Genomic DNA, 25743 nt, shown 5'->3' with positions numbered 1-25743 from the left:
TTGATTTCTGCCTTACTTAAAGAGCATTTTTATGAAGTAAGGAGCACATTATGGAAGCTTGGAATAAAGGAAAGCGTGTAGGTCAGAAGAAAGCCCTCAAACTAGAGGACATTTGGCGCATCCGTATTCGACTTGAACTGGAAGAGCGGCTATTTGAATTAGCACTATTCAATCTCGCCATCGATTGTAAGCTAAGATCGTGTGATTTACGTAACTTGAAAGTCCAAGATGTCAGTCGCAGTGGTTGTGTGATGTCGAGAACAATCGTCAAACAGCAAAAGACCCAGCAGGAAGTACACTTCGAGATCACACCCAAGACTCAACAAACATTATCGCAGTGGATCATCAAAAATTCATTATCACCAACAGACTACCTGTTTCCAAGCCCACGACGTGAGGGGCAGCCCATCTCCTATCACTACTACACCACTATGGTTAATCGATGGGTTACTGATATCGGACTAGATAAAACACTATACGGCACGCATTCACTGCGCAGAACCAAGGCTTCTTTGATCTACGCTAAAACCAAGAATCTTAGGGCTATTCAATTACTTCTTGGTCATGCTAAGTTAGAAAGTACGATTGAATACCTTGGCGTTGAGATTGAAGATGCGCTGAGGATTTCAGAGAGTTGTGAGACTTAAGGGTTCCAAATTGTATTTATATAAATTTCAAAGAGTTGACAAATACTCAGTAGCAAACCTGCTGAATACATGCCTTTATTTTGCGAAACCTGCAAACTTGAACGACCCTACAGAGTCGCTCTTTGAATTAGAACTCCCAAATCCGGACGATAAATACTGTCCCGACTTAGAACATTTCAAAAACATCGCAGCTCTATCTATGGCTGTCGATATGGAACGTCCATACGAGCTATCCGATTCCTTGTTCCATTGGTCTTATTATGCAGATGGGCTGAGAGGCTTCTGTATGGTTTTTGATAAGCAGAGACTTGTTGAAGAATTCAACGATAAGACTTTAGTCCATGATTATATAGGCTATCAGCCTATTTCGAACATTCTCATCGGCGATAACCTAATTACTGAAGAATCTGGACTAGAGGAAGTTCCGGGAAAAAACTTCAAACATGATAACTTTGGAAGACTAGTCACCTCAGCATATATGAACAAACCTGACAGCTATGCAAATGAAAAGGAATATCGATTCATTAAAACTGGGGATGGTGAACTAAAGTACAATCACTTCAATGCTCTTCGAGAAGTGATTATTGGCTCTAAGATGTCCGATCATGACCGAAAGCTATTGGAAAGTATCATCAAGTTGACTGGCCAAGATTCAAAAATCAAGTACGCCAATATACGAAAGAATCGTTATCAAGTCTTCATTGAGAATGAATTGGTTTTAGAGTCAATTTAGGAGCTTTGCCGAAGATGAGTCAAAACACCACTCTCAGAATGATTGAATTTGCAGATAAAATGTTGAATGCTGATGTAAGCGAACATGTATACCAATACATTGAAAGTCATTTAGTTGAAGGTGGCATCACGATTGATCAGGGCGTCAATATTGCACGGATGGCATGCATTCTAGGTGTTAGCCATAGCGACGATTTCGATGAGCATTACAAATACTTGTTTGATATAGCTACAAGTGATTAAAGATCCACTATCTCGCTTCTGTCCCGTACTGTTACGATACAAATGTTCTTAAAATACATGTCTACTAAATTTTTCTAGGCTGACGCAAAAAGAGTACTAAGGTGCTAAGCTAAACCATAGTTGGTGTGCTGCTCAAGAATTTGATAGTAATTCTCGAAGCGTACTAAGGCTTACAAGATAAAGGGAAGCTTGCTTATGCAAACCACAACTTCAAAAAAAACGACTGACCAAGCGACTCGCTTGGCAGAACTTATGAAAAAAAACAAAGACAGATTTGATGTTGATAAAAATGGTTGCGTTGTTTTAAAAAGAGATTCAAAGGCTGTTGTAAAAAAAGTACGTGAGGCTGCTAACTAGGAGTATTGTCATTGGGGCTGTTCTATGTATTGATTGTTCTTGTTACTGGTTTCATTTTTACGAGGCTGTACTTACCAGCAAGGTTGCGTCAACAAAGGTCTGAGGGTTGGGATTCATACTTTCATATTGCGGCTTGGGGAACGTTTTTTTTAGCAGCATCATTCATATTACTTATCGTCATAGCAGTAAGCAGTGTCGGGCTAAACCTGACAACAAAACTTATAGCCTTCCATACCGAGTTATTCATCCTTGTAACATTATCACTAGCAGTAATTTTAGCTGCCTTGGCAGCAGTATTAATCAATGTCACCTTTTTTCGAAAAAATAGTGACCGATACTACCAACAAGTTGCTAATGTCATTGTAAATGATCATATTGAGGCCCTTCTAATGGAGTCCTGCATTGACCAGAGGCCTATATTGATAACATTAGCGAATAACAAGATATACATTGGTATCTCACACGACACTTTTTCATGTATCACTAACGAAATGACAAGCAGTAGTATTGCCATACTTCCACTACGGAGCGGTTACCGTTCTGTTAAACGAAAGAAACTTAAAGTTATCAATGATTACAATAAACATTATGGGGAAATGAACAGTACAGACGGATTTGATGTGGATGACTTCCGGGTTGTGATACCAAAAAGTGAGATAATATCAATTTCTTTTTACGATTCAGATTCATCTGAACACATTGAAAACGAGTGCTCTTATACCCCCAAAAATCAGGTAACAGCTACATCCTATAGTACTAATTCGACTACAGTTTGATATACGGAGCCGGGCGTAAATACTAAGTCGCTTTTGTCCCGAAGCGACCTAGCATTTACTCCTAAATACTCACTGCCAATGCATAGATATTGCCAACGTCACATGAGTAAAATTTGGGGAAATCACGATTATTGAAAATGTGAGTTTGATCGTCGAAGATGATAATGGGGCATAAATGAGACAGTAGTTATCCAAACATCACCTCTAATAGTATGAAACTTTATTACTCAGTTTCTGCTCCATTTTGGTCTTGGTGATCATTTCAGTATGATACTTTATTTTTCTGAGGCGTTTTTCATCAATACAAAATCAATGAGTTAGACACCTGTGAGTATGCGACTTTATTACTCGTATATACTTGTTGCCAGTAGCCCCTACACGAATTGAAATGAGAGCAACCCTATGGAAGTCTATTCATCATTAAAGATATTTTCGATTAGAGTGGAGGTACTCAAAATCTCCAGTGACATGTACAAATGGCAAATAGTCGAACTTGATACAGAGACAATTTCCCACCTGCATAAACACCGATATTCCAATCCCGCTATTGCTATGCGTGACTGTCTGCATGTGGTTTGTGGTGAGCCTGATCGCTATCGTAAAGCAGAACTGAGACAAGCTGTAGAGAGCAACCCGCGCTTGAATTGGTGAATCATTTTTTCATAATCCACCAAAGAGAGGAAAACGGGTATCCAAACCTACCCTCTATTGCCGATGCAGTCTCACCACGTTATCAACGTTCCGTTTTGAAGGTTGTCTAGGTTGAACTCTACGTATAGGCTCTCCCCCATCTAAAAGCACGCTAACCAAACCGGTGTTCACATCAAACACGCCAACTAAGTAATTATCCATATCAAAGTAAACTGGCTTCGAGAAATCATCTTTAGTGAATGACAACACATCGACTACCTTGACCAGTTGGTATTCGAGCAGCGTATTTCTATATAGATCTGCGTCCTCAAAGCCGCCGAAGGGATAACGTTCAGACCCTCCGTTTCTCTGCAACACTGGAACCGTTGCACCGGCTACACTCTTATGGCCACTGACAATTGTTCCGTTGTGGTCGATTTCCACACTGTTATAGTTGTGACGAACGCGGATTTTCATAAGAAGTGCGTTTTAGCGACGGCGCTGGCCGTTGAAAGGTCAAAGAAGAAGTAATGACTCTCACTGCTGTTCACAATAAACGACAGTTTATTGATTTGATTTCCGTGTTTCACACAAACAGCCAGGTATGTACCCGCTGATATTTCTACAGATTCTTCTATGGTCAGCTCGATATCGATTGCAGCATTGTGTTTATCAAGAATTTGATGACTCGAAGCAAAGCGAGATTGATAGAATAAGCACTCTACCGCTTCTTCTAGCGTATGTTCCACATTTGGCCGATAAGAATTAAACTTCGGTACCGCATATTCGTTTAGCGCTTCTCCATGCTCTATCAGCCACTTTTGTTGCTCAAAAAATGGAATACTTTCTCTCGCCATCACCATACCTCTATCTTTACGCTGCCAGCGACACTGTAACGGTCATTTAGGAAACTTCAATTCCGATGCTAACGTAATTGTACGTCAACACAAACGAGTAATCAGCATGAAAATAAAGATGCCCAAGAGACCGAGTAAACAGCTACTCAAGCGCATTGCCAAATTAGAATCATCGATTGAACAGGGTACTGCGAAGTTTCGGTCCTCACGCCGTTACAACTATCAAACCATCGCTCTAGGACATTGCGAACGCGGGGTTCTGCTGAATGATACATTGCACATTTTTTCGCAGCATAGCGACTACGAAAAATTTGTAAACAGAGCCCACTAATTCAGACATCGAGAGGTTCCGTATGATCCCAGATAATTTAGCATTATTACCAGCGAACAACTTCCAGCGCGCCGTTGCACTTACCTACACAGACATGGCGCACCGTACACCAAGAGGGGCAACGCCATTCGCCAACTCGTTCTGCCGTCACTACTTCGGATATAAGCCAAGAAGACAAGAACTACTCGTCATCGCAGATAACCGCAGCGATAAGGTTCCCGAGATCATGCATAAACTAGATAGGTTCCTGCGTAGTAACGGACAGCAGAGATATCTGGTAAGCACATACTTTGCAGATCAGGCATTTCCTTCGATAGCGACATCAGCCCGGTCTCGTAGCGAAAACCACATGGGTATGAGAATTGAACGTGACAATAAAATATATGCCAAAGCCACATTGGACCGTCAGTCTAAGTTGAATCAAATGAAGACCGACATGCTGTCACTATCACCAAAGGACTTGCCAGAGTTCATTTCGAACAACGATACTCAATGGCACGAGTACGAGCTGAAGCAATGCCTAAAAACTTGGTACAATGCCAATGTATCAAACGGCTGGCGCTTCGATGATTTGTACTCAGAATTGTCAGCATCAAGGACTGCACTTGATTTGAGCTTCGGTGACTAATATATAATAGGTTAATTACCTATTATATAAACTTTGGAAAATTAATAACTTACGATACGATAGTCAAAATCATGGAGGATTACGCTATGTTCGACCTATTGAAATTTGCACTTCTCGCAGCAGGGTGCATAGCACTGTATGGCATTGCTACGGGAACAGACCTAAACGAGCTTTTTGCTGAAGTCACCAAACAAGTCGTACCTGTCGCAAAAGACGTTATTTCGGGTATCTGGTCGCTGATTCAAGAAGCTATCAGTAAAGGTTAAGACCGTTCGGGTTTACAAATGATAAGTTTTTCTGCCCTATTCAAATCTCCTTCTTCTGCGGTATTTGGTCGGTGCCACGCCGATCATCTAGCGCCTCACTGAGTTAAGACACGCGCTCAAATGCCGCTTTTGGCTTATCAGTCGTTAGTACCCATTGCCTAGCCTTCCATAAGGAAAAGCTAAAGAAATCCGTCAGATAAGTTTTTTCAATAGATCTTATATATAAAACTCTATATAGGATCTATATAAAGACTATAAGATCTATGCACTCTCAAAAAGAGCTCTAAGTTATTGAGTTTTAAAGTTTTTTCATTCGATCCTTTGATTCGTTTTAAGCAATTTTTGACTTGAAGTAAGCAATTCCTGACTGAAAATAATTATAACTGACTGAAAATAATTATAACTGACTGAAAATAAGCCTTTTGACTGAGTTTAAGCATTGCTGACTCAAAATAAGCCTTTTGACTGAATTTAAGCATAACTGACTCAAAATAAGTCCTTTGACTGAATTTAAGCATAACTGACTCAAAATAAGTCCTTTGACTGAGTTTAAGCATTGCTGACTCAAAATAAGTCCTTTTGACTGAGTTTAAGCATTGCTGACTCAAAATAAGTCCTTTTGACTGAGTTTAAGCATCAAGCAAAATGCGAAGATAATTTTTTAATTTTCATGCATATGCTTACGATACTGTAGTTCAGTGCAGTAAGGATATATCACGTAGATGCAGTTAGTCGAGAGGTTGATTTGACTGATATTAAGCATTATCATGACTGATATTAAGCATTATTGTCACTGAGATTAAGCATTTCACGACTTTCGATTACTGCAAGGTGGCATTGCTTAAAGTCAGTCAAAAACAACGAATGGATCACAAGTTATGGAAGAACAAGTCAATTCCGATCAAACAGAAAAACCACTACCGACTTCCGTTGTTCGTAAATATCACGCAGGTATAGAATCTCACATAAAAAGCAACGATATCGTGTTTGCCTCCATGAAGCTCACACCAAAGATGTGTGATGTACTTTCTATTTTGTTCACGAAGATGAGGGCTCAAGATTGGTACGTAAACGGGGATGTTGCGAATGGTCACGCCATACCACATTATAAATTTGAAGCGAAAGAGATTGCATCGTTCTTTAAATTGGACCGCTCAAGCAACGTAGCATCGATGCTTAGATCTCCGATAAAAAAACTGACTGAAACTGTTATCGGCATAGAGAACGATAACGGTGACTTTGACTACTCCCCTCTTTTTAGTCGGTGCCAATATAAAGATGGTGTTCTTACTATTATTCCCAATAACGAGTTGCGTAATTCGTACATAGCAAAAGCGAAGACCAATGGTTACGCGCTAATATCAAACGATCAGTATTTAGCTTTGAGCGACGCGCACAGCAAAAAGATGCTCGATCTACTTAGTCGGTTTAAAACTGGACAAAAACTCTATCCAATTTCCATTAAGAAACTTCAAACAGTCTTTGGCGTCTACGGCCACAATGGAGAGCTCTTAATGCCAACGTATAAATCTCCGAAAACGTTTCTGAAAAGGTTAATCGCTAGTTCATTGAAAACGATAAGCGAAAGCGAAGAATCAAGAGAACGTATCATCATTGAAGAAAGCGAACGTCAAGGTACGTTGGGCTTTGAAATAGTTAATGAAGATGAGGATGATAACAGCGTTGGGCATGATACAAGAATTAGATTCCTGTATCGCTGGATTGCTACCTTTACAGATGAAAACATAGAAGAAGCAGAGAGGGATGTAGAACGTTTGATGCAATTAAACATGCAAAACGTTAATGGCGGTGCCGCATTTGGTCTAACGCTAGAGGAATACATTGAGCTAACTGACGCCCTAATGGTACTCATGAGTGAATCTGAAGAAAAAGAGAAGTTCCATAAACCACTTTACGAGCAGGTCGTAGAGAAGACGCGTGAGTTTGTTGAAGAGCTGGAAAGACAGCACAATACAAAAGAAGAGGCATCAAAACAAAACTATTTGGAACTTGTTAAAGGGTTTAGCTGACCTCAAAATCTCGAGTTTTTCCATCAACGTCAAATCACCTTCGACCCCTTGTCTAACAAGGGGTTGTTCATTTTGAACGCTCCCAAACAACCCCCCTTGTTCCCACAAAATATACGCAACCCATGACTTTACCGAAAAAGATTAATTTTACTTTACAATGGTAAAGTAGCGTCTATTATGGTTACAAATACGAATAATCAGGATGTTACGCCAATATGACCAGTATCTTAGAATCGATAGCGCAAACAGCACAAAACATGAACAATGAGCTTGTTGACTTAGAAGAGGCTCTAAAATCACAGTTGCGAGTAGCAGTAACGGACGAAGACTTGGTGGATGGGGTTGATAGGCTCGTGTATAACCATTCTATGAACAAAACGGCTGTAATAAAGCTGCTTGGTACAACCAAACCAACATTTAAGAAGAAAGTGGAAGAGGCTGAGGAACTAGGTATTATTGGTGAGCATACCTCTCAGGGAGTTCAGCACCTTTACACAAATGAACAAATTCACGTTCTTATGGAGCACTTCGGACTACCTACTTTCTTTGAGCGATATGACGGCCAGTTAATCGTAGTCGCTAATCACAAAGGTGGAACCGGTAAGACTTCAACAACAGTAACACTGGCTACCGCTACCGCATTAGACTTACCGCTCAACGCTCGCGTACTTATACTCGACCTTGATCCTCAAGGCTCTGCTGGACAAGGAACAATGCAGGTCGCAGATAGCAGTATCTTTGTTACGATGACGGACATTCTATTGGCTGAGTTCGAGCCTGAAAATGAAGAGAACGCGGTTAATGCTCTGCTTGCCAACGGCTATACGCTAGAGGACATCATTAAGCAATGTGCCTTCTCTACGCATCTATCAAACCTATCAGTTATAACGGCCTTCCCTAGCGATGAGCGCTTTGTCGATACTTATTGGAGCTTAGATGAGGCCAATCAAGATCGATTGCTGAGAAAGTTTTCTGAGGTGGTATTGCCTGTTCTTAAAGAGATATTCGATGTTATCTACGCGGATATGCCGCCTCAAGACAGTCCTATCACATGGTCAGCTTTGGAGGCCGCAGACATGATTCTTACACCTGTCACGCCGCGTTATTATGATTATGCTTCGACTGCCAATTTCATGAGCACCCTAGCGACGCGTCTGAGCACCCTGCCTTCTAAGGGTGCGAAACTGGCATGGCAAAAAATCGCTGTCGTTAACTACCAAGAGTCAAGCCGTCCAGAATATGACACGTTCCAAAAACTACTACGTTCTGTCAGAAATAACATGATGACGGAGACGATTAATCATAGTGACGCATTTACTGCCACCGCTGCACTTGGCCGCACAGTACTGGACATCAAAAAATCAGAAGAGCTATGCACGAATGGTCAATTTGATATTGCGGTTAGTTCTGTGAATGCATTTTACAAGCAGTTCCGTGGTGAACTTATGCAAGTTGCGGCGAAATAGGGCGATATTATGAAAAGAACACCACCAGGAAAAAGAGGCTCATTTACTGCTAAATCTGGCCTTGAGCTAAGTTCAAATGGCCCAATGACTAAGACGCTCACTTTTGGAAAAGTAAAGTACACCGCTAGACATAAAGTGTTGAAGTGGGAAGAGGTAGTGAAGAAGACAGTCGTTCACCATTTAAACCTGCGAAACCAAGAGTCTCTGGACAGTGACGCCGTTCGAGATATCTTGGAGGAAACTCGCAGAGAAGGTGAGATCAAGCAAGAAGGTGTAGCCTATTATAACAAAGAGCTAGACCGTTATGAGATTATTGACGCAAGCCGTCGTCGCTTATGCGCGATAGAAGAGAAAGTTAGTTTGCCGCTTTGGGTTTTAGATGAACAACCTGATGCGAAGGAAATTCAAGCCTATATTGATTTGACTCAGAAGGTGAAGCGTTTTTCTTGGAGAGAAGTTGGTATTGGATATTTAAAACACGCTGATGAGAAAGGTATCGATAAAAGTGATTTGGTCGCACTAGCTAAAGAGTTTGGCGTTAGCAAAGAAACGATGCGAAAGAAGGTCAACGCGGCGAACATAGACAAACGACTCATATTGTCGTTTCCTGATAGCGAATCTGTACCAACCACTACCTATGCAAAACTTGGTAAGATAGAAGCGACGTTGATGAAGTCGAAGATTAGTGTCGATGATTTTGTTGAAGATTCCAAGGCTTCATTTGAGCATGATGATTCAGACGTTGAAGGTATTCAAAAAGCGCTATTGGCTCATTATGAAGATAGAATCTCGAAGCTTAGTACGGCAAAACCTAAACGCAAAACTCGTGAAGAGTCGTTAGCGAAGTTTAGTAATCCTAAGCAGTACGCCCGTATTAAAACAAGCTCAGACGGTCACAAGACTACGTTGGAGTTCTCTAGATTACCTAAGTCAGTAATCGATGAGATAGAAGAGTTGGTGAAGCAAAAACTGACCGAGATATAGATAGATTTCCCACACACAATAAAAACCACAACCTCTTGCCCTGCAAGGGGTTGTTCGTTTTGAACACTTAAAAACAACCCCCCTTGTTCCCGCATATCGTTAGGGGAAACCTACGATGTAGGAGGCACCGAAAATGCGGCGTTACTATACTATTTGCTTAAACTATTGCGGAACGTATTGAGACATTTGAATGTGATATGGTGCTATAACTAAATGTAAGATGGCTGTGATGTAAAGTACGTGGTTGACTCGAACGAATCTAGAATCAGCACTCGCGCCATGTCATCGCTGTACGCTTCCATAGTTACCTTTAACCTTCCCTCATAGGGAGCACACATAGCGCAAACTACAGATGCCCCATTCAACTCTATTGATGGTATTTTCCTTAATCTAATATCGCTTGTTAGTATTATGGCAGCCTCTAATGCACTACTTGCTTCCACTAATTTATAATTAAACCAATCGCTTACGCAAAATATCATTAATACCCCCTGTGTTTTGAATGGAGATTACTAGTGAATTAATGGGGTTGTAGGAGTTATAGGCTCTTTTTGCGACTCAAATCAAATACAACCATACGTTGCTAGCAATGACTTGTAACCACAGCGTTATAGCTATAGCTGGAACGCCTTGCCTATATCAGTCGTAAAGCCTAACGGGTAAGCCCATCTTTACAAAATGATTAGGTATATGTGTGCTGCCGAAGTGCCAATCGTGCAGTTCAATTGTCGGTGGATAACAAAGTTCGAAACTTTTCGGTGCCTTTTGTCGTCGTTTGCCTTCTACTCTAAGAAGGTTTTGTCCAAAAGATTGTTAGTGGTCTAGCAAACTATATTAGGGTCAAACTAAAATTTTTTGGTAGGTTGGGAATCAACTCTAAAAAAACTCATATTCATTACATCGATCGTAAGTGGCTCAAATTTTGGAAATAGTAAAAATGATGTAACATAATCTTATAAAATAAGGATTGTAATATGTTGTTTGCGCTAATAAAACGACTGTTGAATAGAAATGTTCAACATGAACGCTATGGACTAGATAATTTAAATGACGATGTAATTGGCTACCCCCCCACCCCGCAGGGTATTCCAGTTGTACAGACTCCCGTACTTTTAGAGAGAATGAACGAGGACATCAAGTTCATTCAATGCGAGCTTGGACTATCAGATGATGAGTTTGACACCTATGTTAGACCCGTGATGATACGCTTTATAGAGTTGGTCGATCTCCTACCTGCTTCTGAGTACAAACATCATAGTACCGGTGGTGGTTTGGTCTATCACTCTTTTGATGTTGCAAAGCGAGCGATGAGAGCGGCACAACATACGCAATACCCCGCTACAAATGTATCTCAAGCCAAAACACAGCAATCCAATCGACACTGGAAAACAGCCAGTGTCTTATCTGCACTATTACATGATGGCGGTAAGGTCGTATCAGATGTCAGTGTTTGGAACGGTGATAGCGAAAACCCGCTTACTTGGGACGCACACTCTGACCAAACAATAAATCAATGGGCGAAACAGCATAAACTTGGTCGCTACTACATCAAGTACATGAAAAATCGCCACCAAAAACACCACAATGCGTCTATATCCGTGATGCAACGTATCATTCCGAAACAAACGTGGTCGTGGCTCGGTAACTGTGAGGATGGAAAAGCTATCCATAACACAATGCTAGAAGCGGTGTCCGGAAATAATCCCTCACATCCGATGTGCCAAATTGTGTCCAAGAGTGATGCGGAATCGGTCAGGCATGACATGTTGCACAACCACTCTCATGTGACCAAAGAAATTAAACGAACCCCCCTGTCAGAATTACTTGCTGATTTGATAAAACACAGAGTTCTCAACGAACAATGGTTAGTGAATCAGAAGAATGCAAAGCTGTGGTTTATCGACGACGAAATCTATGTTCTCTGGGACGCGTCAGTGAGTGAACTGGTTGAAGAGTTACTTACGGCTGGCTACATGATTCCAGCAGTGCCAGATGTTCTCGCTCGTATCTGCATTGAAGAAGGCATGGCAACAGAATACGACGCTGAGACATTGTATAGTCCTATTAGGCCAGAAATACTCGGAACGAAGGCAAAGCCAGTGACATTACAATGTCTCAAATTTAACCGCGTCGAAAGGCTTGTCCCATCGCCAGAAAAGCTCTATTCGCTAAAGCAACACCCAAGTAAGAAGAAAGGGAAAGAGGTTGCTAAAGATCATGGTCCTGCGAACGCTGATACGACACAGCCAGATCCAACACCACAAAGCACCCAAGAAAGCGGCAGTCGTTTCGAAACATTCCGAACAAGTATGGCCTCAATACTGTGTGCCTTATCAAAGGTAGCGCCTAAGACGGAAAGCGACGGTAATCTAGCGGAATCTAGCGAAAGCACAGCGACTTCTGAATCAAATGCACCGGTCAACACAACTGACCAGGATGTGCTTTTTGAACACCCCATAGCACGAAAGCTATTTGAGCTTGGCTACCAAGTGAATAAGGGCAAAGTTGTTATTGAACAACAGAGTTTGACGATAGCGATGTCCCAATTGGAATCTGCGGGCTTCAATGTTAACCCAATGAATTATCAAGAAGTCTTAGATAATCAACATGAGGTTGTAGTGGTATGAGCAAAAAAGACGATCCCAATTACTATGAGTTCCCCTACAGAAAGAATTACGAACTGCGCATAGCCGCTCTTTGGATAGCTACGAGTTTTGCTTTGTTCATTACTCCCCTAGTCATTGATGTACCCATGTCAATTTACTACATGGCGGGAGTCGCGTCGTTAATACTCGCGGTGATTTTGGGAAGGAATGGCATTGAATTGGCGATAAGAAAAAGCCGACTGAAAGGCTACAAGGTCGAAGCCATTGACCCAACAGCCAGTTCAACACTGGCTCTTTTCGGTATTAAAGACAAGGAAATCATAAAAAATGTCACTCGCAAGCAAAGAAAATAGCCTGTTCCTTGGCTGGGGCGGTGAATGGGGTCATGGTGAGGCTCAAGTCGTCTATGACCTCTTAAAGCGTGATGTGAAAAGCATTGTTGGAAAACAACGTGTTAGCAAGGGAAGTGGTTTTATACAGGGGATTCTTGAGCACGAAACTGATATCCGCTTTCCGTTCGCCTACGCTGACGGTCACAACCTCATAACCGGTGCGTCCGGTTCCGGTAAAACACGATTCTTCGATTTGGTGTTGAATCAGCTTATTCTCCGAAACGAAACGTGCATCTTTCTATGCCCGAAAGGTGATAGAGAAATACGAGAGATAGCAAAGTCTGCCTGTGCTGCAATGGGCAAACCCGAGCGCTATGTAATGTGGCACCCTGCCTATCCCGAAGAGTCGATTCGTATTAATCCGTTAAAGAACTTTAGCAGAGCGTCAGAGTTGGCGGCTCGTGTCACAGCTCTGATACCTGAAGATGGCGACTCGTTCTATCGTGATATTGCTAACACGGTCCTTCAGTACATCATCGACGCGATGCACATGATGTCTGAACAAGTTACGTTGATGTCGATTCGCTACTACTACGAACATTTTCCTACTCTCATCGAGAAAGCGTGTTTGGCATGGTTTGAACAGAACAAAGTAGAATGGAAGGACGCGTTATTTGTACCGCTTGAAGAAACCACTGACGCCGAGGTTAGAGCTGCGCTATGTACAAAGTTTTATCAAAACAAAGTCGCTCAAAAATATAGAAATAGCTCTATAGACTCAATGTGCTCTATGTACTTTGAGAAGCGTCGCGTACTTGAGCAGTCAACAGCAAACCTTCTGGCTAACTTAGCAAAAGTGACCTCTGGTGAGCTGGCAGAACTTCTATCACCTTCGGATAACAATGATAGCCGTCCTTCCTTTGATATGGAGTCAATCATTAAAACCAACAAGGTTTTGATGATCGGCACCGATTCTCTCTCCGACAGAATCGTATCGTCAGCCATCGGTAAAATGATATTAGCTGATTCTGCTGCTGTAGCTGCGAATCGATACAATTTTGGTGAAGATGAAGACAAGGTAATTAACCTCTTTGTTGATGAGGCCAGTGAAATGCTTTGTGAGCCGCTAATTCAAATGATCAACAAGGCGAGAGGGGCACGGTTCCGCTTATGGGTTGCCACTCAAACTATTTCAGATCTAGTCGCGGAACTTGGCAGTGAAGCCAAAGCTGATCAGATTATAGCGTCAACCAACAATTTTATTTCTTTTCGCTGTGCGGATACTGCGACTCAAGAACGTGTGTGTGCCAAAAACCCTCCCACAAAAGTTCGATACGTGATGCGAACGCAAGGGTTCAACGCTTCTAACTCTGAGATTGATGGGTTAGGGGCCAATATTGGTGAACGTTTAATGGAAGAAGAAGCCGATCTTTTTCCGAAGGAGCTAATGGGGCAGCTTCCCGATCTAGAATATGTGGCGTCATTTGCTGGAGGCAAGCTGTTTAAAGGGCGTATTCCCGTTCTTGGAAATGTGAGGTAACGATGGCTGAACAAACTGTCACTCGAAAACCGCTTTGGTTCCTTATGATTATTATAGCAACGCAAATTGCGGTAGTCGCCTCCTTGTCTTCAAGGGAACTTATAGTAGAGAGCTTTGAGACAGAGATCGGTTACATGCAAGACATATATGGAGAAGCTGCTACAGACGATATAGTGGGGCGTTCTCTATCGTTCTCACAGACTGTCTACATTAATAGTGGGGCATTAGAGCTAACAAAGAGTGTGCTACTACCAGTAGACTATCTCGACGGTACTCTAGCAAAGTCTGATGCGCTCTACTCTTTGTGGCAAGTAGTCGATGATATTGCAGGAAATATATATATTGCCATAGCTTATACCACGATGAGAGTGCTGTCATTTGCGCATTGGTTGCCACTGGTTGCTCTACTAGGCATTCCAGCCGTGCTTACTGGCTACTTGCAGAGGGAGATTAAGAAGGAATCCTTCGAGTACTCATCACCATTGAGGTTTGGTTTGAGCCAAAAGATGCTTTATATGCTGCCGATCATTGTATACAGCGTTTTCGTATTCCCATTCTCTATATCACCGCTGGTTATGGTTGTGCTGGTAGTTGTATTTTCTGCGTGTGTGTCTGTACTTATATCAAACGCTATAAAGAGAGTTTAGTAGTAACTGATAATTCTATGTCCGAGTGATTCATTGTGATGAATAACCTCTATCGGTGAGGTGTCAATAAGAAGCGACAAAAGAACTATGACACTAAAATAGCCATTGTTTCAAAGAAACAATGGCTATTTCTTTATTGGTTATTGATATTATTGTCGTAATGTAAATATGCGAGCTATTTCAATAATAAAGGCCTAGTAAAAAGGATGGAGTATATAGAATATTCAGGAATATTACTCTGTATTTTTAGGTCTTAATTAAATTATTGGTTTTATATGCTTCTTTATTGTGTGATGATAGTCGTTTATGTCGTGTCAATGGCCGATTCTATGCCTTTTGCTCTTCTTTCATGTTTTGGAAAAATTAATAGTCGAGATAGAATTGCCTATGAATAAATATTATTAATCTTAGTTCATAAATGACAGTGGGAGGTCACTATGCACGACGATGAATCTATTTCTATTCCAAATCTAGTTGATGAGATGGATCATTTTCTAATCTGGCAGGTAGATGAAGTTTGCATTATCGGGTTCGGTCTTATTCTAGGTATAGTAATTGGAAGTCCGATGACTGGATTTGTCATTGGCGCTATTTTTGTAAAATTCTACAAGCGTACCAGAGACGGGAAGCCCAAGGGATACTTTATTCATCGTTTTAGAGATTTAGGTTTTATGCCTGACTCTAAGAGTAAGGGAACGTCGGTCGATAATTTCAAAAATATGTTTAAGAGGATTCATAAAAGGGGTGTCATTAAGGAGCCCCAATCGTCTTATCAACCGGCACTTGTTGATAGATTTATACGTTAGTTGGAATGCTAGTAATGGACTTCAAAAAATATACAAGTAACTTCAAGTTCCTCCATTCATCGCAAAAGTTTCACATGGTCAGCAATACAGTCTTGGTAGTGCTGTTATCCGGCTCTCTTGTTATGAACATGCAGCAAGAAACAGTGGTGATAAATGGGCTGTCAGATTATTGCGAGGAAACGGCGATCTCACCAAATTGGATGAACGACGCTAACCATGAAAAGTTAGGTTATTTTGTTGCCACAGCGCTCGGGAATATCACACCGTCAACTGCAAAATACACGGATGCATCAGTAATGGAGTATGTGTCGCCGGAGATATACGAAGATGTTAAATCGGCGATGCATGACCAGCTTAAAGGCATTGTTCAAGATAGATTGACCATGCAGTTTTTTCCTGAGAGAGCGTTTGTAGAAGACGGTGTTACTTTTGTGACAGGGAAAGGTCGAATATCAGGACCAACGAACAGTGGTAATAAGTTTATTCGTACTTACGAATTTAAGTTCGATGTGAACAATTACACACCATCCATTACATATATCAACGTCTACGACGAAGCCCCTCGTGATAGAAAATGGAAAGAGAAGAAAGCAAAGGAGGCTGAGAAGAATGGTTAGATTGATGGTCACACTCACAGTATTGGTGTTCTCGGCAAATGTACTTTCTACACAGTTTGCAAGTATGACTGACGGCTTATTACCGAGTACGGCAAGCGATGCAAATAAGCCAGAAGTTCACGTTATATCAAACTCTCATGTTAACCGTATTGTTACGCCATTCGTCAATCCTTCTCTCAAAATGGATAGCGTGGGAGGGGTGGTCTACAAACAACAAGACAATGTGATCTATTTGTCTACCGGAAAAGGCAACAGGAATGATATCGCGGCCTTTGTGACGGAAAAAGGCGATGAAACGGTGGCGATTCCCGTTGTACTAAAGCCAAAGGCGATTGGTCCTCAACAAATTGAGATTGGTAGTACGCATAGTTTCTCATCTAACGCGATGGCCCAGCGCTTTGAGCGAAGCTATCCCCGAGATCAAACTATTGAGCGTGTCCTCAATGAACTAGGTAAAGGTGATCTACCAGAAGGTTACTCACTGCGTGGCGTGTCTGCGACGTATCTTCCGAAATGTACTCAATCAGGGCTGATATTCGATTTTTATCGCGGCCAGTTAGCGAGTGGCGGCGATTACGTGGTTAGCATTGGTACGGTTAAGAACAGTTCGAAAAGTGTCATTGAGTTTAAAGAAAATAACTGCGGTTCGAATGACGTTATCGCGGTAGCTAGCTATCCAAAAACTGTACTAAAACCAAATCAAGTCTCTGAAGTTTTCGTCATGTTTTACCGCAACAAACCGTCGGTTGGGGTGAAGCGAGATCGAAAGTCATTGATTGGGGGCTAGTATGACAAAGTGGTTATCCAAGTACTTAAAACCGTCACAAATATCGAAGCTATACGCGGGATTAGCGCTCATCGCTATTTTTGCTGTATCGGTCACGATCACCGAAATAAATGCGCCCACAAAGCGAGAGAGAGTGCCGGAAACGAATGTAACTAACATCATTACCTCCCAACAAACGCGTGAAATGGGGCTTGATGCAATAGCTGACAAAATGAAGTCGATGGCGATTGAGCAAGAAAAGCAGCAAAAAGAAGTACAGCGTTTGAGGGATGAAAACAAAAAGTTGAAAAAAGAAACAGTGAACTCTGTGGAACTGGCAAAGGCAGTAAAGAAAACAGAAGCAGAGTTAGTCAAACTGAAACAACAAAACTCAGACCTAGAAACTAACGTGAATCAACGCGTGAGTGATGCCGTTGAATATGCGCTAAAGAAACATAAAGTCAGTACCATCTTAACGGGAGGTAATTCATCGACAACGAGTCACGGTCAACCTATGTCAAGGCCAGAATTTTCTTCCGCAAACACCAATTCGACAACAATTCCGAACTTGCCAGTGCCACAACGCAAGAAGTCTGCACAAACAGATAATAGCTCAGCATTTCGCTATGGAGACTCGACGCAAGCCGCGTCGAGCAATACCGAACCTGTTGCTTCGGTATCAGAAGAAAGAAATGAAGCGCTTCTCATGATTATTGAGCCTGAAGTGGCGGCGGTGTCAGAAGGACAATCCGAAATATACCTACCGAAAGGGGCAATGCTTACGGGCGTACTCATTACCGGTGTCGATGCTCCGACAACATCAAGCGCACAAGAACAGCCAATGCCAGTACTCGTTCGAGTTAAGAAAGAGGCCATTCTCCCTAATTTTCGCACCCTTCAAGAAGTGAGAGAGTGTTTTGCTTTGATGGCTGGCTATGGCGACTTGGGCTCTGAGCGAGCGCATTTTAGAGGTGAATCTATAACGTGCGTTAAAGACGATGGCACCGTCATTGAACAATCGTTCGCGTCCTACGCAGTGGGAGAAGACGGCAAAGCTGGGATTAAAGGCATATTAGTTACACGAAATTCTACTGTTCTTGCCAATACAATGATGGCTGGTTTCGCATCCGGTTTGGCTAGTGCATTCAATGTTACACCTGTTCCGGTTATAGCAACGGAATCTAATGGTACTCAGCAATATCAGGATGTGTTTTCGCCAAGTGCAGTTCAGGGGGGCGCTGCTAAAGGTGCTTCTAGAGCTATGGACAAGTTAGCGGATTACTACCTCAAGTTAGCCGATGCAATGCACCCAGTTATCGAAGTATCTGCGGGGCGCACAGTTGATATGGTCATTACGGAAGGGACGACTCTATGATATATCGCAATTACTCCACACTAGCTCTTTCTGTATTGGCATTGTCTGGATGCTCAATAGGCCAATCTGAGTTTACGTGTTCGATGGGCTCGGAAAGCAGTATTTGTGCAAGCTCAAGGACTATCTATAAAGCGACGAATGGTGACATTGAAGAGAATGAAACAATCACTTATGTCGAAGACGGCGAACGTAAGCAAATGACTGTAGCAGAGCTAGAAGCGATGCGAGAAGGAACATTGAGCCCTGATAAGAAAGGAGAGATCAAGAAAGACAATTACGCACCTAGAAATGACTTCAAGCAGATAAATACAGGCAAACCCAAGCCGAAAGTGGTCTATGTACCCGCAACAGTCGTTGAACCGAAAATGCCCTACTCGTACAGCTATGATGGTCAAGCGCTTAGAAGCGATGCAAAGGTTATGAGAATTTGGATTAGCCCTTGGGTTGATGTCAATGACACATTGCATATGAGTAAAGTTCTATTTACTGATATGGAAAAAAAGAAGTGGACTATCGCTGATAGCTCTCAGCTGAATAGGCCGCAAACAACACTAACCAAACCGGTGGTTACTAAGACGACCGCTACTAACCCACAAGGCGATGAGCCGAAGAAGCGAGCGTTTGTGCCGCCACCGCCTGAAATTGAAAAACTGCAACAAATGTTTCCACAAAACACCCAAAACGGAGATTAGAAATGGAAAACTTTAAACTAAACGTCAGCAAGATTGAACTAACCAATGGACAAATGAATATGTTGTTCCTTTGTTCCCTTTTGGCATTGGTGTTCATGATGAACTCTAGTGCTTTGGCGGGAGCAGACAGTACATTCGATACATGGGTTTCGCAGATGACTGATTGGATCTCGGGATCACTTGGTAAAGGGATCGCAATTGGCTTCGTTCTTATTGGTATCGTCGTGGGTATGGTGCAGCAATCGTTGATGGCCTTTGCCATTGGTGTCGGTTGTGCATTAGGTCTGAACTACACACCTAGTATTCTGTCATCAATGTTCACAGCCGGCCTTTAATGCTAAGAGGGGGTGCGTTAGTTATGTATCGAGCAATCACCGTTTTGGCTTTATTACTGGTGTTCTTTGGTGCGTCTGCTAATGATGCTCCCGATCCAACAATTGCATTTAGAACGGTTGAAAAGGCAGAGAACATTCCAAATTCACGTTCGATAGTAATGTTTGAAAAAGGTGAAACGGTGGTTATCACGGATAATCCGAGATACGTCGTGAAAGGAGAATTGTTCGATATGTGGAAGAATGAGCCAGTAACATCAAGGCTAGAGCTCAAGAAATCCCGTCGAGTAATGCCATTGGAATCGTTAAAGCTTGATAGCTCTGGTTTATTTGAAACTACGGTCAATGATCACCATGACAAGACGTTAACGATATTCATCGATCCGACTTCAGATAGTGCATCAGAGCAAGTTCACATTATTAATAAATACGCGAGCGCGTATCGTTTGAGATTTGTTTTTACCTCAGTAGAAGCGACGGAGGACTCAGTAACTCGTCTGTTGACATTTGCATGTCGTGTTCAATCAAAACAGGCAAGTCAAATCGTGAGTTCCATTGTTCAGGAGCCAGATAGTGCCACAGACACGACGGCTACCTTTTGCCTTCAAGAGCAAGTCATCAAAACATACGCTTTTTCACAGTTTCTAAATATATCAACACTACCTACTTTGGTTGCCTCGAACGGTGTCTATTCGGAAGGGATGCCAAAGCCTTTTATTGGTTGGTTAGCTGAGAACATGGAGTAACAGCAATGTTCAAATTTTCGTTTAATCAGAATAGCGCCTCACAATTATTTAGGCCGCTAGCTTTTGATAAAAGTAACGACATTTTTTTGTGCGATGACGATACGATGGCGTTTTCATACATTTGCAATCCTGTATCTGGTTGGGATAGCCAAATGGTCGCCGCGATTCAATTGATGCTTAATGATCCATATCCAGTGAACTCAACCTTGCAGTTCGCGCTGTGGGCGAACCCTGATATTAGAGCGTTTCTTTCGGCTTCTGAAAAGTTGCGAATCAAGTGCAAAGATGAATTGATGCGTGCTTCTCATAATGCTCACCTCGGTTTCTTATGGGGAGGAACGAGTCAGCCGGTTGAAACCATTCAAGCGACAAAAGTACGCAATTTTCAAGTGGTCTTAACATTTAAAATACCAATATCTTCAGCAGAGAAGAGCGCTGAAGATATCGAGACACTAGTGGCAATACGTCGAAAGATGGAAGAGCGATTGAAGAAGGCGCATTTAGATCCTCTAAGAGTAACCAATGATCGTTACTTGTCGCTGCTAGATACGATGTTGCATTGGACACCTGATGCGGAATGGCGAAAGGTGACTCAAACAAAGGCGTGTGAAGACACACCACTTAACGAACAAGTTTGCCAACAGGATACGTTGATTGAAAAAACGCGCCACGGCGTTGTTATTCGTAATGGTCAACATAAAACTCATGTCAATATGTTGACAGCTCGTAGGTTTCCAAAAAATACGTACACCGGAGCGGCGTTCGGTTGGTTTGGGGATATTTTTGATGGGCATGGCTGCGTAACTCAGAATTTCTTGATCACTCTGAACATGAGTTTTCCCGATCACTCATCTGTTAAAGGGGCGGTCCAGAGCAAAAAAACTCGTTATATTCGCAATACGTTTTCTGCACTTACTCGCTTCGCACCACTCATAAAAGAGATCAACGATGATTTAGAAGAAGTGGACGCAGCACTTCGTAAGGACAATAAAGCTGTTAAAGTGACGTTAAATGCAGCTGTGTTCGGAAATAGTGAAACAGATGCGGAAGACGGCGTTACTGCGCTGCAAGGTTATATGCAGCAAACTGGCTTGAACATGATGAAAGAGGATTCTTTCTCGATACCATCATTTATTACCAGTTTACCTTTTGGGGCGTGTGAAAAAGCGGTGAATCAGAGTCAACGTTATTTCACAATGACAACCAAACATGCAGTCCCTCTATTGCCTATCTTTGCAGAGTGGAAAGGGACCAATACACCTGCCTTACAGTTCGTGAGTCGATCGGGTCAGATTATGAACTTCGACCTTTTTGACTCTCAAACCAACTATAACCTTCTGATTTACGCCGAAAGTGGTGCGGGTAAAAGTTTCCTTACCAATGAGATTGTTCGCTCATACCTGTCTATGGGGCATAAGGCGTGGACGATTGATGCCGGTGAGAGCTACAAGAAGCTATCAAAGTCTTTTGAAGGTAATTATACCGCGTTCAATGAAAACAATACGCTGTCGATTAATCCATTCACAATGATCCCAGAAGGGGATGAAAAGGCGTTTAGAGACTCATTGGAAATGTTGGCCGGTAGTATTATTGCAATGGCCTTTACGCGTGAAGCTCCTACTGACTTACAGCACTCGGAAATCGAGCGAATTTTGACTCTGGTTTGGGAGAAAAAAGGTCGTGCCGCGTTAATTGATGATGTCGCCAACTTATGTATAGAACAAGACGATCCACGCGTTCGTGATATCGGTATCCAGTTGTTTGCGTTTACAACAAAAGGTCAGTTTGGCGAGTACTTTGATAAGCCGCACAATATCGAGTTCAAAGGTGACTTCAACGTACTTGAACTTGATGGTCTAGATAAAACACCAAGACTGCAAGCTGTGGTTCTTTTTATGCTCATGGTTCAGATCTCACATGCTCTGTACGATGAGTATAAAGATGACCGTTCAATAAAGCGTTTGGTCATTATCGATGAGGCTTGGGACTTACTTGGTAACTCTCCGGCGGTTACTGCGTTTATGGAAAAAGCATTCCGTCGTGTGCGAAAGTATAACGGTGCCGGCGTTATTGTTACGCAGTCCATTAAAGATTTGCAGAAGTCCGAAGCTGCAAAGGCTATAGCCGAGAACGCAGCAAACTCGCTCATCTTAAAGCAAAAGGATTCAACCATATCGGAAGCTGAAGAAAACAACCTCATGTCGCTTCCTCCTGCTGCGTATCGATTGCTCAAGCGCGTTACCACTGAAAAAGGACATTATTCAGAGATCTTCTTTAGCTCAAACGTGGGTATGGGGATTGGTCGCTTAATCGTAGACCCAATGCGCGTGATGATGTTTTCAACGAACCCTAATGACAACAAGGCTATTGATGACCAGATAAGCATGGGGCTTAGTCCTGAAAATGCCATGATGGAAGTCGTAAAACAACGTGAAATGCTTCGATATAGCATTGAAAAGCCCTCTTTTCTGACCGCTAACTTACGTGCTATAGAAGCGAAGAGCGCTGCGCAAGCGATGTTGTCTATCAATACAGTGGCTCCTTTACAGCGCCGTATAACAGATATTAAGCAAGACGGCATCAAGAGAGCCGCGAATGAGTGAAGTTAAGAGCAGCAAGCGTTCGCATCCATTGTCGTTCCCAATCAAAATGATTTGGTTGGGCATTTTCATGGTGATTGTATTTGATATCGCTATAACAGCTTTTAGCAAGCACTACTCGATTGCAATCGACCCTCAAGAGGTGAGGTGTATCGAAGAATATCGAGTCTACTTCATGGATAAGAAAGTTGGAGAGATACAAAGAGGCCATATATATGCGTTCTCTGCGAAAAATCTTGAACCCTATTTTAAGGACGGCTCATGGCTAGGAAAATACGCCTCTGGTATTGAAGGCGATACGATTGTTATTAATAAACATGGCGTGTTTGTGAATGATAGAAAGGTCGCAGACGGCTTTGCGGTAGCAAAAAAAGCTGGCCTTGACGTTGAAACACTCTATCGCACTTTTACTGTTGGCAAAGGAAAGATTTTCTTCACTGGTACTGCTGAACGTAGCTACGACTCGCGCTACTACGGGTTGGTCGATGTCAGTCAGATTGTGGGCGAGGCGACACCGATATGGTAAACCTCAGACTCAGCGCACTTCTAATGTCGTCCATTGTGGCGATGCACTCCCACACTAGCAGCGCCACAGCCGCGCACGACTTAGCTAGTCAAAAGGCAACGGCCATTGAACAGGGAACCGCATTACTCACGGATGATTACATTAACAATCTTATTATGGCAAGTGAGTCTATTGCGCGTTCACATGCCAGTGAAGAACTTATTAAACACCGTCCATCACGAACGCACTATAAAGTGCTGATATCTGCCTCTATGGGGGAAAAAGAACTTCGCAACTTGCTGATGGCCTATAAACACCGCCAAGACGTATCGTTTGTAATTCGTGGATTATTGCCAGAAGAACGAACTATTACGGACGCGGGAAAACGCATTATTCGTTTGGTGGCAGATTTTGATACGGTGCCTAACGTTACCCTAGACCCTAGACCGTTTCGTGCTGTGAAAGCCGAGTATGTTCCGCAAGTACTCGCCTACGATGGTTCGAAGTTGGTGGCATCGGCGTCGGGTATTACAAATCTGACATGGTTAGCTGACCAACTAAAACGAGGCGAAACGGGCTTTATCGGTGAGTTTGGTGCGACAACGAAAATAGCAGAACGTGACTTGGAAGATATCCTTCGAGAGCGTTTTAATGCACTGGATAAGCAAGCGCTCATTGATGGGGCCAAAGAGCGCTTTTGGGATAATCGCCAATACCTAACGCTCCCTAAAGTTCAAAAAACACAGCGTCGTACTTTCAGTCCAGATTTGATTTTGCAGCAAGACATCATCACGGAAGAAGGCTATGTCATCGCACTAAAAGGACAGCAGTTTAATACGCTAAAGCACATGCCCTTTACACAACGCTTAGTTGTCTTTGATGCCACGGATAAAACGCAATTGGAGTACGTGAAGTCTTTGCCTGAATCGACACTGAGAACGAAATACATCACGACCAAGTTTGATAACTCATTGAAGTGGGATGCAGTGAAAAGTGTTGAAAGATACCTTGGCGCTGAAGTGTTTCAATTGAACTCAGACATTATCAGTGCCTTTGATGTTCGAGCGGTTCCGTCTGTTGTGACCGCAAATAACCAAGACGACTATTTCATTATTGATGAAGTCAGAATGGAGGGCGTTCGATGAAAACACATGCCTTTCTATTATCAGCTTTGTTAATGACAGCAGGTACGACGTATGGGGCTACGCCGTCAAATCTTGGAGAGTGTCAAAATGCCGGTATCTTGGATAGCTCCATGTTCTCTGATGTGCCGTGGAATGCTATGTATCCGATCAAACTGGCAGGTATTACATTGGGTCCAGATGGAGGCGGTGCGCCCGATGCAGCTTCAGATAAAGTCTTCTGCTCCTGCCAAGATGACCTCGGCATTTTTGTACCTGGCTTTACTCAAGCGATGTACGAACCATCAAGGTTGATTGAACTAGTACGTCAGCCAGATTGCATGATGACACTCAATGGCACCGATATGTCGATAACTAATGGACGTATGAGAGGCAATATCGGCAGTACAGAAACCTTAGAGGGCGACAAACCCGCGTTTTGGCACTATCACTACTACGCTTACCCGCTATTGGTCCTTTTGGAAATGCTCTATCCAAGCCGTTGTGGTGATGGGTATATCGATATGGACTTAATGTACATATCGGAGCTTGACCCCACTTGGATGGACTCTGAGCTTGGTTTTTTCGCTAACCCTGAGAGCGCCATATTCTCTAACCCTATCTCTATAGCCGCGTGTATGGCCGACGCTGCCGCAGCGACGGTAGGCAAGCCGATAGATTCTATGTATTGGTGCGCTGGCGCATGGGGTGAGCTCTATCCGTTTACCGGCTTTATCAAATCTAAGAGCTCGATACCAAGCAAAACCAGTTTACTCGCAACACGTTCCGTAGCAGCGCTGCACCGACGTTTGTTGGCGCATCAAACGATGGGCAATGATGCACTGTGTGAATCGAAGATATTTCCAACTATTCCTAAGTCTCAGTACAAGATGAACATGATGTATCCCGTGCCCGAGCGCGGTGACAACCGAGTCTTTGCTATTGAGAAAGAAGATGGGACGGTAGAAAAGAGAACGGGCGGCGACGGCGGGGCTCATGAGATAGGCGCACCGGCCATTATGTGGGGTGAGTGGCGCAATATTCCTTCTAGAGAAGACAATATTTACATGCTGTGGAAATGGAATGACTGCTGCATAACCTACTACTAGTT

Annotated in this window: 28 protein-coding genes; 26 read left to right on the top strand and 2 right to left on the bottom strand. The window is 42.7% G+C overall.

Annotated elements, in window-relative coordinates; genetic code table 11:
• Window positions 1–50 precede the first annotated feature (50 nt).
• The 6 genes from AAA946_RS24045 (at window position 51) to AAA946_RS24020 (ending at window position 3406) form a co-directional block, all read left to right on the top strand.
• A complete protein-coding gene (locus AAA946_RS24045; RefSeq protein WP_338167309.1) occupies window positions 51–647 on the top strand; it encodes a tyrosine-type recombinase/integrase in 597 nt (198 codons plus the stop codon).
• 10 nt (window positions 648–657) lie between these two features.
• Window positions 658–1380, top strand: a complete 723-nt coding sequence (locus AAA946_RS24040; RefSeq protein WP_338167308.1) for a DUF2971 domain-containing protein — start codon at window positions 658–660, stop codon at window positions 1378–1380.
• Window positions 1381–1394: 14 nt separating this feature from the next.
• A complete protein-coding gene (locus AAA946_RS24035) occupies window positions 1395–1622 on the top strand; it encodes a hypothetical protein (RefSeq protein ID WP_338167307.1) in 228 nt (75 codons plus the stop codon).
• A gap of 195 nt (window positions 1623–1817) precedes the next feature.
• Window positions 1818–1979, top strand: a complete 162-nt coding sequence (locus AAA946_RS24030; RefSeq protein WP_338167306.1) for a hypothetical protein — start codon at window positions 1818–1820, stop codon at window positions 1977–1979.
• 11 nt (window positions 1980–1990) lie between these two features.
• Window positions 1991–2755: a hypothetical protein gene (locus AAA946_RS24025; RefSeq protein WP_338167305.1), complete on the top strand. Its 765-nt coding sequence runs from the start codon at window positions 1991–1993 to the stop codon at window positions 2753–2755.
• Between the two features lie 402 nt (window positions 2756–3157).
• Window positions 3158–3406, top strand: a complete 249-nt coding sequence (locus AAA946_RS24020; RefSeq protein WP_338167304.1) for a hypothetical protein — start codon at window positions 3158–3160, stop codon at window positions 3404–3406.
• A gap of 54 nt (window positions 3407–3460) precedes the next feature.
• Here AAA946_RS24020 and AAA946_RS24015 read toward each other — a convergent pair whose 3' ends face one another.
• Together AAA946_RS24015 and AAA946_RS24010 are read right to left on the bottom strand one after the other, a co-directional pair.
• Complete coding sequence (locus AAA946_RS24015; RefSeq protein ID WP_338167303.1) at window positions 3461–3862, bottom strand: hypothetical protein; 402 nt, start codon at window positions 3860–3862, stop codon at window positions 3461–3463.
• Complete coding sequence (locus AAA946_RS24010; protein ID WP_338167302.1) at window positions 3859–4242, bottom strand: hypothetical protein; 384 nt, start codon at window positions 4240–4242, stop codon at window positions 3859–3861. The genes AAA946_RS24015 and AAA946_RS24010 overlap by 4 nt, the downstream gene beginning before the upstream one ends.
• A gap of 353 nt (window positions 4243–4595) precedes the next feature.
• On the opposite strand from AAA946_RS24010, the gene AAA946_RS24005 reads away from it, so the two are divergent.
• The 20 genes from AAA946_RS24005 to AAA946_RS23910 all read left to right on the top strand — a co-directional run bounded on the left by AAA946_RS24005 (window position 4596) and on the right by AAA946_RS23910 (window position 25741).
• Window positions 4596–5201, top strand: a complete 606-nt coding sequence (locus tag AAA946_RS24005) for a hypothetical protein (RefSeq protein ID WP_338167301.1) — start codon at window positions 4596–4598, stop codon at window positions 5199–5201.
• An 86-nt stretch (window positions 5202–5287) separates the two neighbouring features.
• Window positions 5288–5467 carry a hypothetical protein gene (locus tag AAA946_RS24000; protein ID WP_338167300.1) on the top strand — a complete coding sequence of 60 codons (180 nt, stop codon included), beginning with the start codon at window positions 5288–5290 and terminating at the stop codon, window positions 5465–5467.
• An 878-nt stretch (window positions 5468–6345) separates the two neighbouring features.
• Window positions 6346–7497 (top strand): replication initiation protein, encoded by a 1152-nt coding sequence (locus AAA946_RS23995; RefSeq protein WP_338167299.1) that lies wholly within the window; start codon window positions 6346–6348, stop codon window positions 7495–7497.
• A gap of 215 nt (window positions 7498–7712) precedes the next feature.
• On the top strand, window positions 7713–8963 hold the full coding sequence (locus tag AAA946_RS23990) for a ParA family protein (RefSeq protein WP_338167298.1): 1251 nt from the start codon (window positions 7713–7715) through the stop codon (window positions 8961–8963).
• Window positions 8964–8972: 9 nt separating this feature from the next.
• Window positions 8973–9947, top strand: coding sequence for a ParB family protein (locus AAA946_RS23985; protein ID WP_338167297.1), 975 nt, complete (start codon window positions 8973–8975; stop codon window positions 9945–9947).
• Window positions 9948–10921: 974 nt separating this feature from the next.
• Complete coding sequence (gene mobH, locus AAA946_RS23980) at window positions 10922–12574, top strand: MobH family relaxase (RefSeq protein WP_338167296.1); 1653 nt, start codon at window positions 10922–10924, stop codon at window positions 12572–12574.
• Entirely contained in the window at window positions 12571–12906 is a 336-nt protein-coding gene (locus AAA946_RS23975) for a hypothetical protein (protein WP_338167295.1), read from the top strand. The genes mobH and AAA946_RS23975 overlap by 4 nt, the downstream gene beginning before the upstream one ends.
• A complete protein-coding gene (gene traD, locus AAA946_RS23970) occupies window positions 12881–14425 on the top strand; it encodes a conjugative transfer system coupling protein TraD (RefSeq protein WP_338167294.1) in 1545 nt (514 codons plus the stop codon). The genes AAA946_RS23975 and traD overlap by 26 nt, the downstream gene beginning before the upstream one ends.
• Before the next feature lie 2 nt (window positions 14426–14427).
• The gene (locus AAA946_RS23965; protein WP_338167293.1) at window positions 14428–15072 is read left to right on the top strand and encodes a DUF4400 domain-containing protein; all 645 of its coding nucleotides are present in this window, start codon (window positions 14428–14430) and stop codon (window positions 15070–15072) included.
• Between the two features lie 437 nt (window positions 15073–15509).
• On the top strand, window positions 15510–15878 hold the full coding sequence (traL, locus tag AAA946_RS23960; protein WP_338167292.1) for a type IV conjugative transfer system protein TraL: 369 nt from the start codon (window positions 15510–15512) through the stop codon (window positions 15876–15878).
• Window positions 15879–15883: 5 nt separating this feature from the next.
• Entirely contained in the window at window positions 15884–16495 is a 612-nt protein-coding gene (locus AAA946_RS23955) for a TraE/TraK family type IV conjugative transfer system protein (RefSeq protein ID WP_338167291.1), read from the top strand.
• The gene (locus AAA946_RS23950; protein ID WP_338167290.1) at window positions 16488–17282 is read left to right on the top strand and encodes a TraK domain-containing protein; all 795 of its coding nucleotides are present in this window, start codon (window positions 16488–16490) and stop codon (window positions 17280–17282) included. The genes AAA946_RS23955 and AAA946_RS23950 overlap by 8 nt, the downstream gene beginning before the upstream one ends.
• Window position 17283: 1 nt before the next feature.
• Window positions 17284–18636 carry a TrbI/VirB10 family protein gene (locus AAA946_RS23945; RefSeq protein WP_338167289.1) on the top strand — a complete coding sequence of 451 codons (1353 nt, stop codon included), beginning with the start codon at window positions 17284–17286 and terminating at the stop codon, window positions 18634–18636.
• Entirely contained in the window at window positions 18633–19328 is a 696-nt protein-coding gene (traV, locus tag AAA946_RS23940) for a type IV conjugative transfer system lipoprotein TraV (RefSeq protein WP_338167288.1), read from the top strand. Before AAA946_RS23945 ends, traV begins: the two co-directional genes overlap by 4 nt.
• A gap of 2 nt (window positions 19329–19330) precedes the next feature.
• The gene (traA, locus tag AAA946_RS23935) at window positions 19331–19663 is read left to right on the top strand and encodes a TraA family conjugative transfer protein (protein WP_338167287.1); all 333 of its coding nucleotides are present in this window, start codon (window positions 19331–19333) and stop codon (window positions 19661–19663) included.
• Window positions 19664–19686: 23 nt separating this feature from the next.
• On the top strand, window positions 19687–20406 hold the full coding sequence (locus tag AAA946_RS23930; protein WP_338167286.1) for a hypothetical protein: 720 nt from the start codon (window positions 19687–19689) through the stop codon (window positions 20404–20406).
• Between the two features lie 5 nt (window positions 20407–20411).
• Window positions 20412–23009, top strand: coding sequence for a type IV secretion system protein TraC (traC, locus tag AAA946_RS23925; protein ID WP_338167285.1), 2598 nt, complete (start codon window positions 20412–20414; stop codon window positions 23007–23009).
• Entirely contained in the window at window positions 23002–23532 is a 531-nt protein-coding gene (locus AAA946_RS23920) for a S26 family signal peptidase (RefSeq protein ID WP_338167284.1), read from the top strand. Before traC ends, AAA946_RS23920 begins: the two co-directional genes overlap by 8 nt.
• Window positions 23526–24656: a TrbC family F-type conjugative pilus assembly protein gene (locus AAA946_RS23915; RefSeq protein ID WP_338167283.1), complete on the top strand. Its 1131-nt coding sequence runs from the start codon at window positions 23526–23528 to the stop codon at window positions 24654–24656. Before AAA946_RS23920 ends, AAA946_RS23915 begins: the two co-directional genes overlap by 7 nt.
• Entirely contained in the window at window positions 24653–25741 is a 1089-nt protein-coding gene (locus AAA946_RS23910; RefSeq protein WP_338167282.1) for a TraU family protein, read from the top strand. The genes AAA946_RS23915 and AAA946_RS23910 overlap by 4 nt, the downstream gene beginning before the upstream one ends.
• The last annotated feature ends 2 nt before the right edge of the window (window positions 25742–25743 follow it).

Origin of the sequence: Vibrio sp. 10N (assembly GCF_036245475.1) — a bacterium.
Taxonomy (GTDB): Bacteria; Pseudomonadota; Gammaproteobacteria; order Enterobacterales; family Vibrionaceae; genus Vibrio.
Note: the sequence above shows the minus strand (reverse complement) of the source record. Positions and strands in the feature narration are given on the sequence as shown.

Coding starts and splice junctions, on each gene's coding strand:
- AAA946_RS23965 (WP_338167293.1), top strand. CDS start 14,428: ATGGCTGAACAAACTGTCACTCGAAAACCGCTTTGGTTCCTTATGATT.
- AAA946_RS23995 (WP_338167299.1), top strand. CDS start 6,346: ATGGAAGAACAAGTCAATTCCGATCAAACAGAAAAACCACTACCGACT.
- traA (WP_338167287.1), top strand. CDS start 19,331: ATGGAAAACTTTAAACTAAACGTCAGCAAGATTGAACTAACCAATGGA.
- traC (WP_338167285.1), top strand. CDS start 20,412: ATGTTCAAATTTTCGTTTAATCAGAATAGCGCCTCACAATTATTTAGG.
- AAA946_RS24010 (WP_338167302.1), bottom strand. CDS start 4,242: ATGGCGAGAGAAAGTATTCCATTTTTTGAGCAACAAAAGTGGCTGATA.
- AAA946_RS24030 (WP_338167306.1), top strand. CDS start 1,818: ATGCAAACCACAACTTCAAAAAAAACGACTGACCAAGCGACTCGCTTG.
- AAA946_RS24005 (WP_338167301.1), top strand. CDS start 4,596: ATGATCCCAGATAATTTAGCATTATTACCAGCGAACAACTTCCAGCGC.
- traL (WP_338167292.1), top strand. CDS start 15,510: ATGCACGACGATGAATCTATTTCTATTCCAAATCTAGTTGATGAGATG.
- AAA946_RS24045 (WP_338167309.1), top strand. CDS start 51: ATGGAAGCTTGGAATAAAGGAAAGCGTGTAGGTCAGAAGAAAGCCCTC.
- AAA946_RS23930 (WP_338167286.1), top strand. CDS start 19,687: ATGTATCGAGCAATCACCGTTTTGGCTTTATTACTGGTGTTCTTTGGT.
- AAA946_RS23945 (WP_338167289.1), top strand. CDS start 17,284: ATGACAAAGTGGTTATCCAAGTACTTAAAACCGTCACAAATATCGAAG.
- AAA946_RS23910 (WP_338167282.1), top strand. CDS start 24,653: ATGAAAACACATGCCTTTCTATTATCAGCTTTGTTAATGACAGCAGGT.
- AAA946_RS24035 (WP_338167307.1), top strand. CDS start 1,395: ATGAGTCAAAACACCACTCTCAGAATGATTGAATTTGCAGATAAAATG.
- AAA946_RS23955 (WP_338167291.1), top strand. CDS start 15,884: ATGCTAGTAATGGACTTCAAAAAATATACAAGTAACTTCAAGTTCCTC.
- AAA946_RS24000 (WP_338167300.1), top strand. CDS start 5,288: ATGTTCGACCTATTGAAATTTGCACTTCTCGCAGCAGGGTGCATAGCA.
- AAA946_RS23975 (WP_338167295.1), top strand. CDS start 12,571: ATGAGCAAAAAAGACGATCCCAATTACTATGAGTTCCCCTACAGAAAG.
- AAA946_RS23985 (WP_338167297.1), top strand. CDS start 8,973: ATGAAAAGAACACCACCAGGAAAAAGAGGCTCATTTACTGCTAAATCT.
- AAA946_RS23990 (WP_338167298.1), top strand. CDS start 7,713: ATGACCAGTATCTTAGAATCGATAGCGCAAACAGCACAAAACATGAAC.
- AAA946_RS23915 (WP_338167283.1), top strand. CDS start 23,526: ATGGTAAACCTCAGACTCAGCGCACTTCTAATGTCGTCCATTGTGGCG.
- AAA946_RS23920 (WP_338167284.1), top strand. CDS start 23,002: ATGAGTGAAGTTAAGAGCAGCAAGCGTTCGCATCCATTGTCGTTCCCA.
- AAA946_RS24020 (WP_338167304.1), top strand. CDS start 3,158: ATGGAAGTCTATTCATCATTAAAGATATTTTCGATTAGAGTGGAGGTA.
- traV (WP_338167288.1), top strand. CDS start 18,633: ATGATATATCGCAATTACTCCACACTAGCTCTTTCTGTATTGGCATTG.
- traD (WP_338167294.1), top strand. CDS start 12,881: ATGTCACTCGCAAGCAAAGAAAATAGCCTGTTCCTTGGCTGGGGCGGT.
- mobH (WP_338167296.1), top strand. CDS start 10,922: ATGTTGTTTGCGCTAATAAAACGACTGTTGAATAGAAATGTTCAACAT.
- AAA946_RS24015 (WP_338167303.1), bottom strand. CDS start 3,862: ATGAAAATCCGCGTTCGTCACAACTATAACAGTGTGGAAATCGACCAC.
- AAA946_RS23950 (WP_338167290.1), top strand. CDS start 16,488: ATGGTTAGATTGATGGTCACACTCACAGTATTGGTGTTCTCGGCAAAT.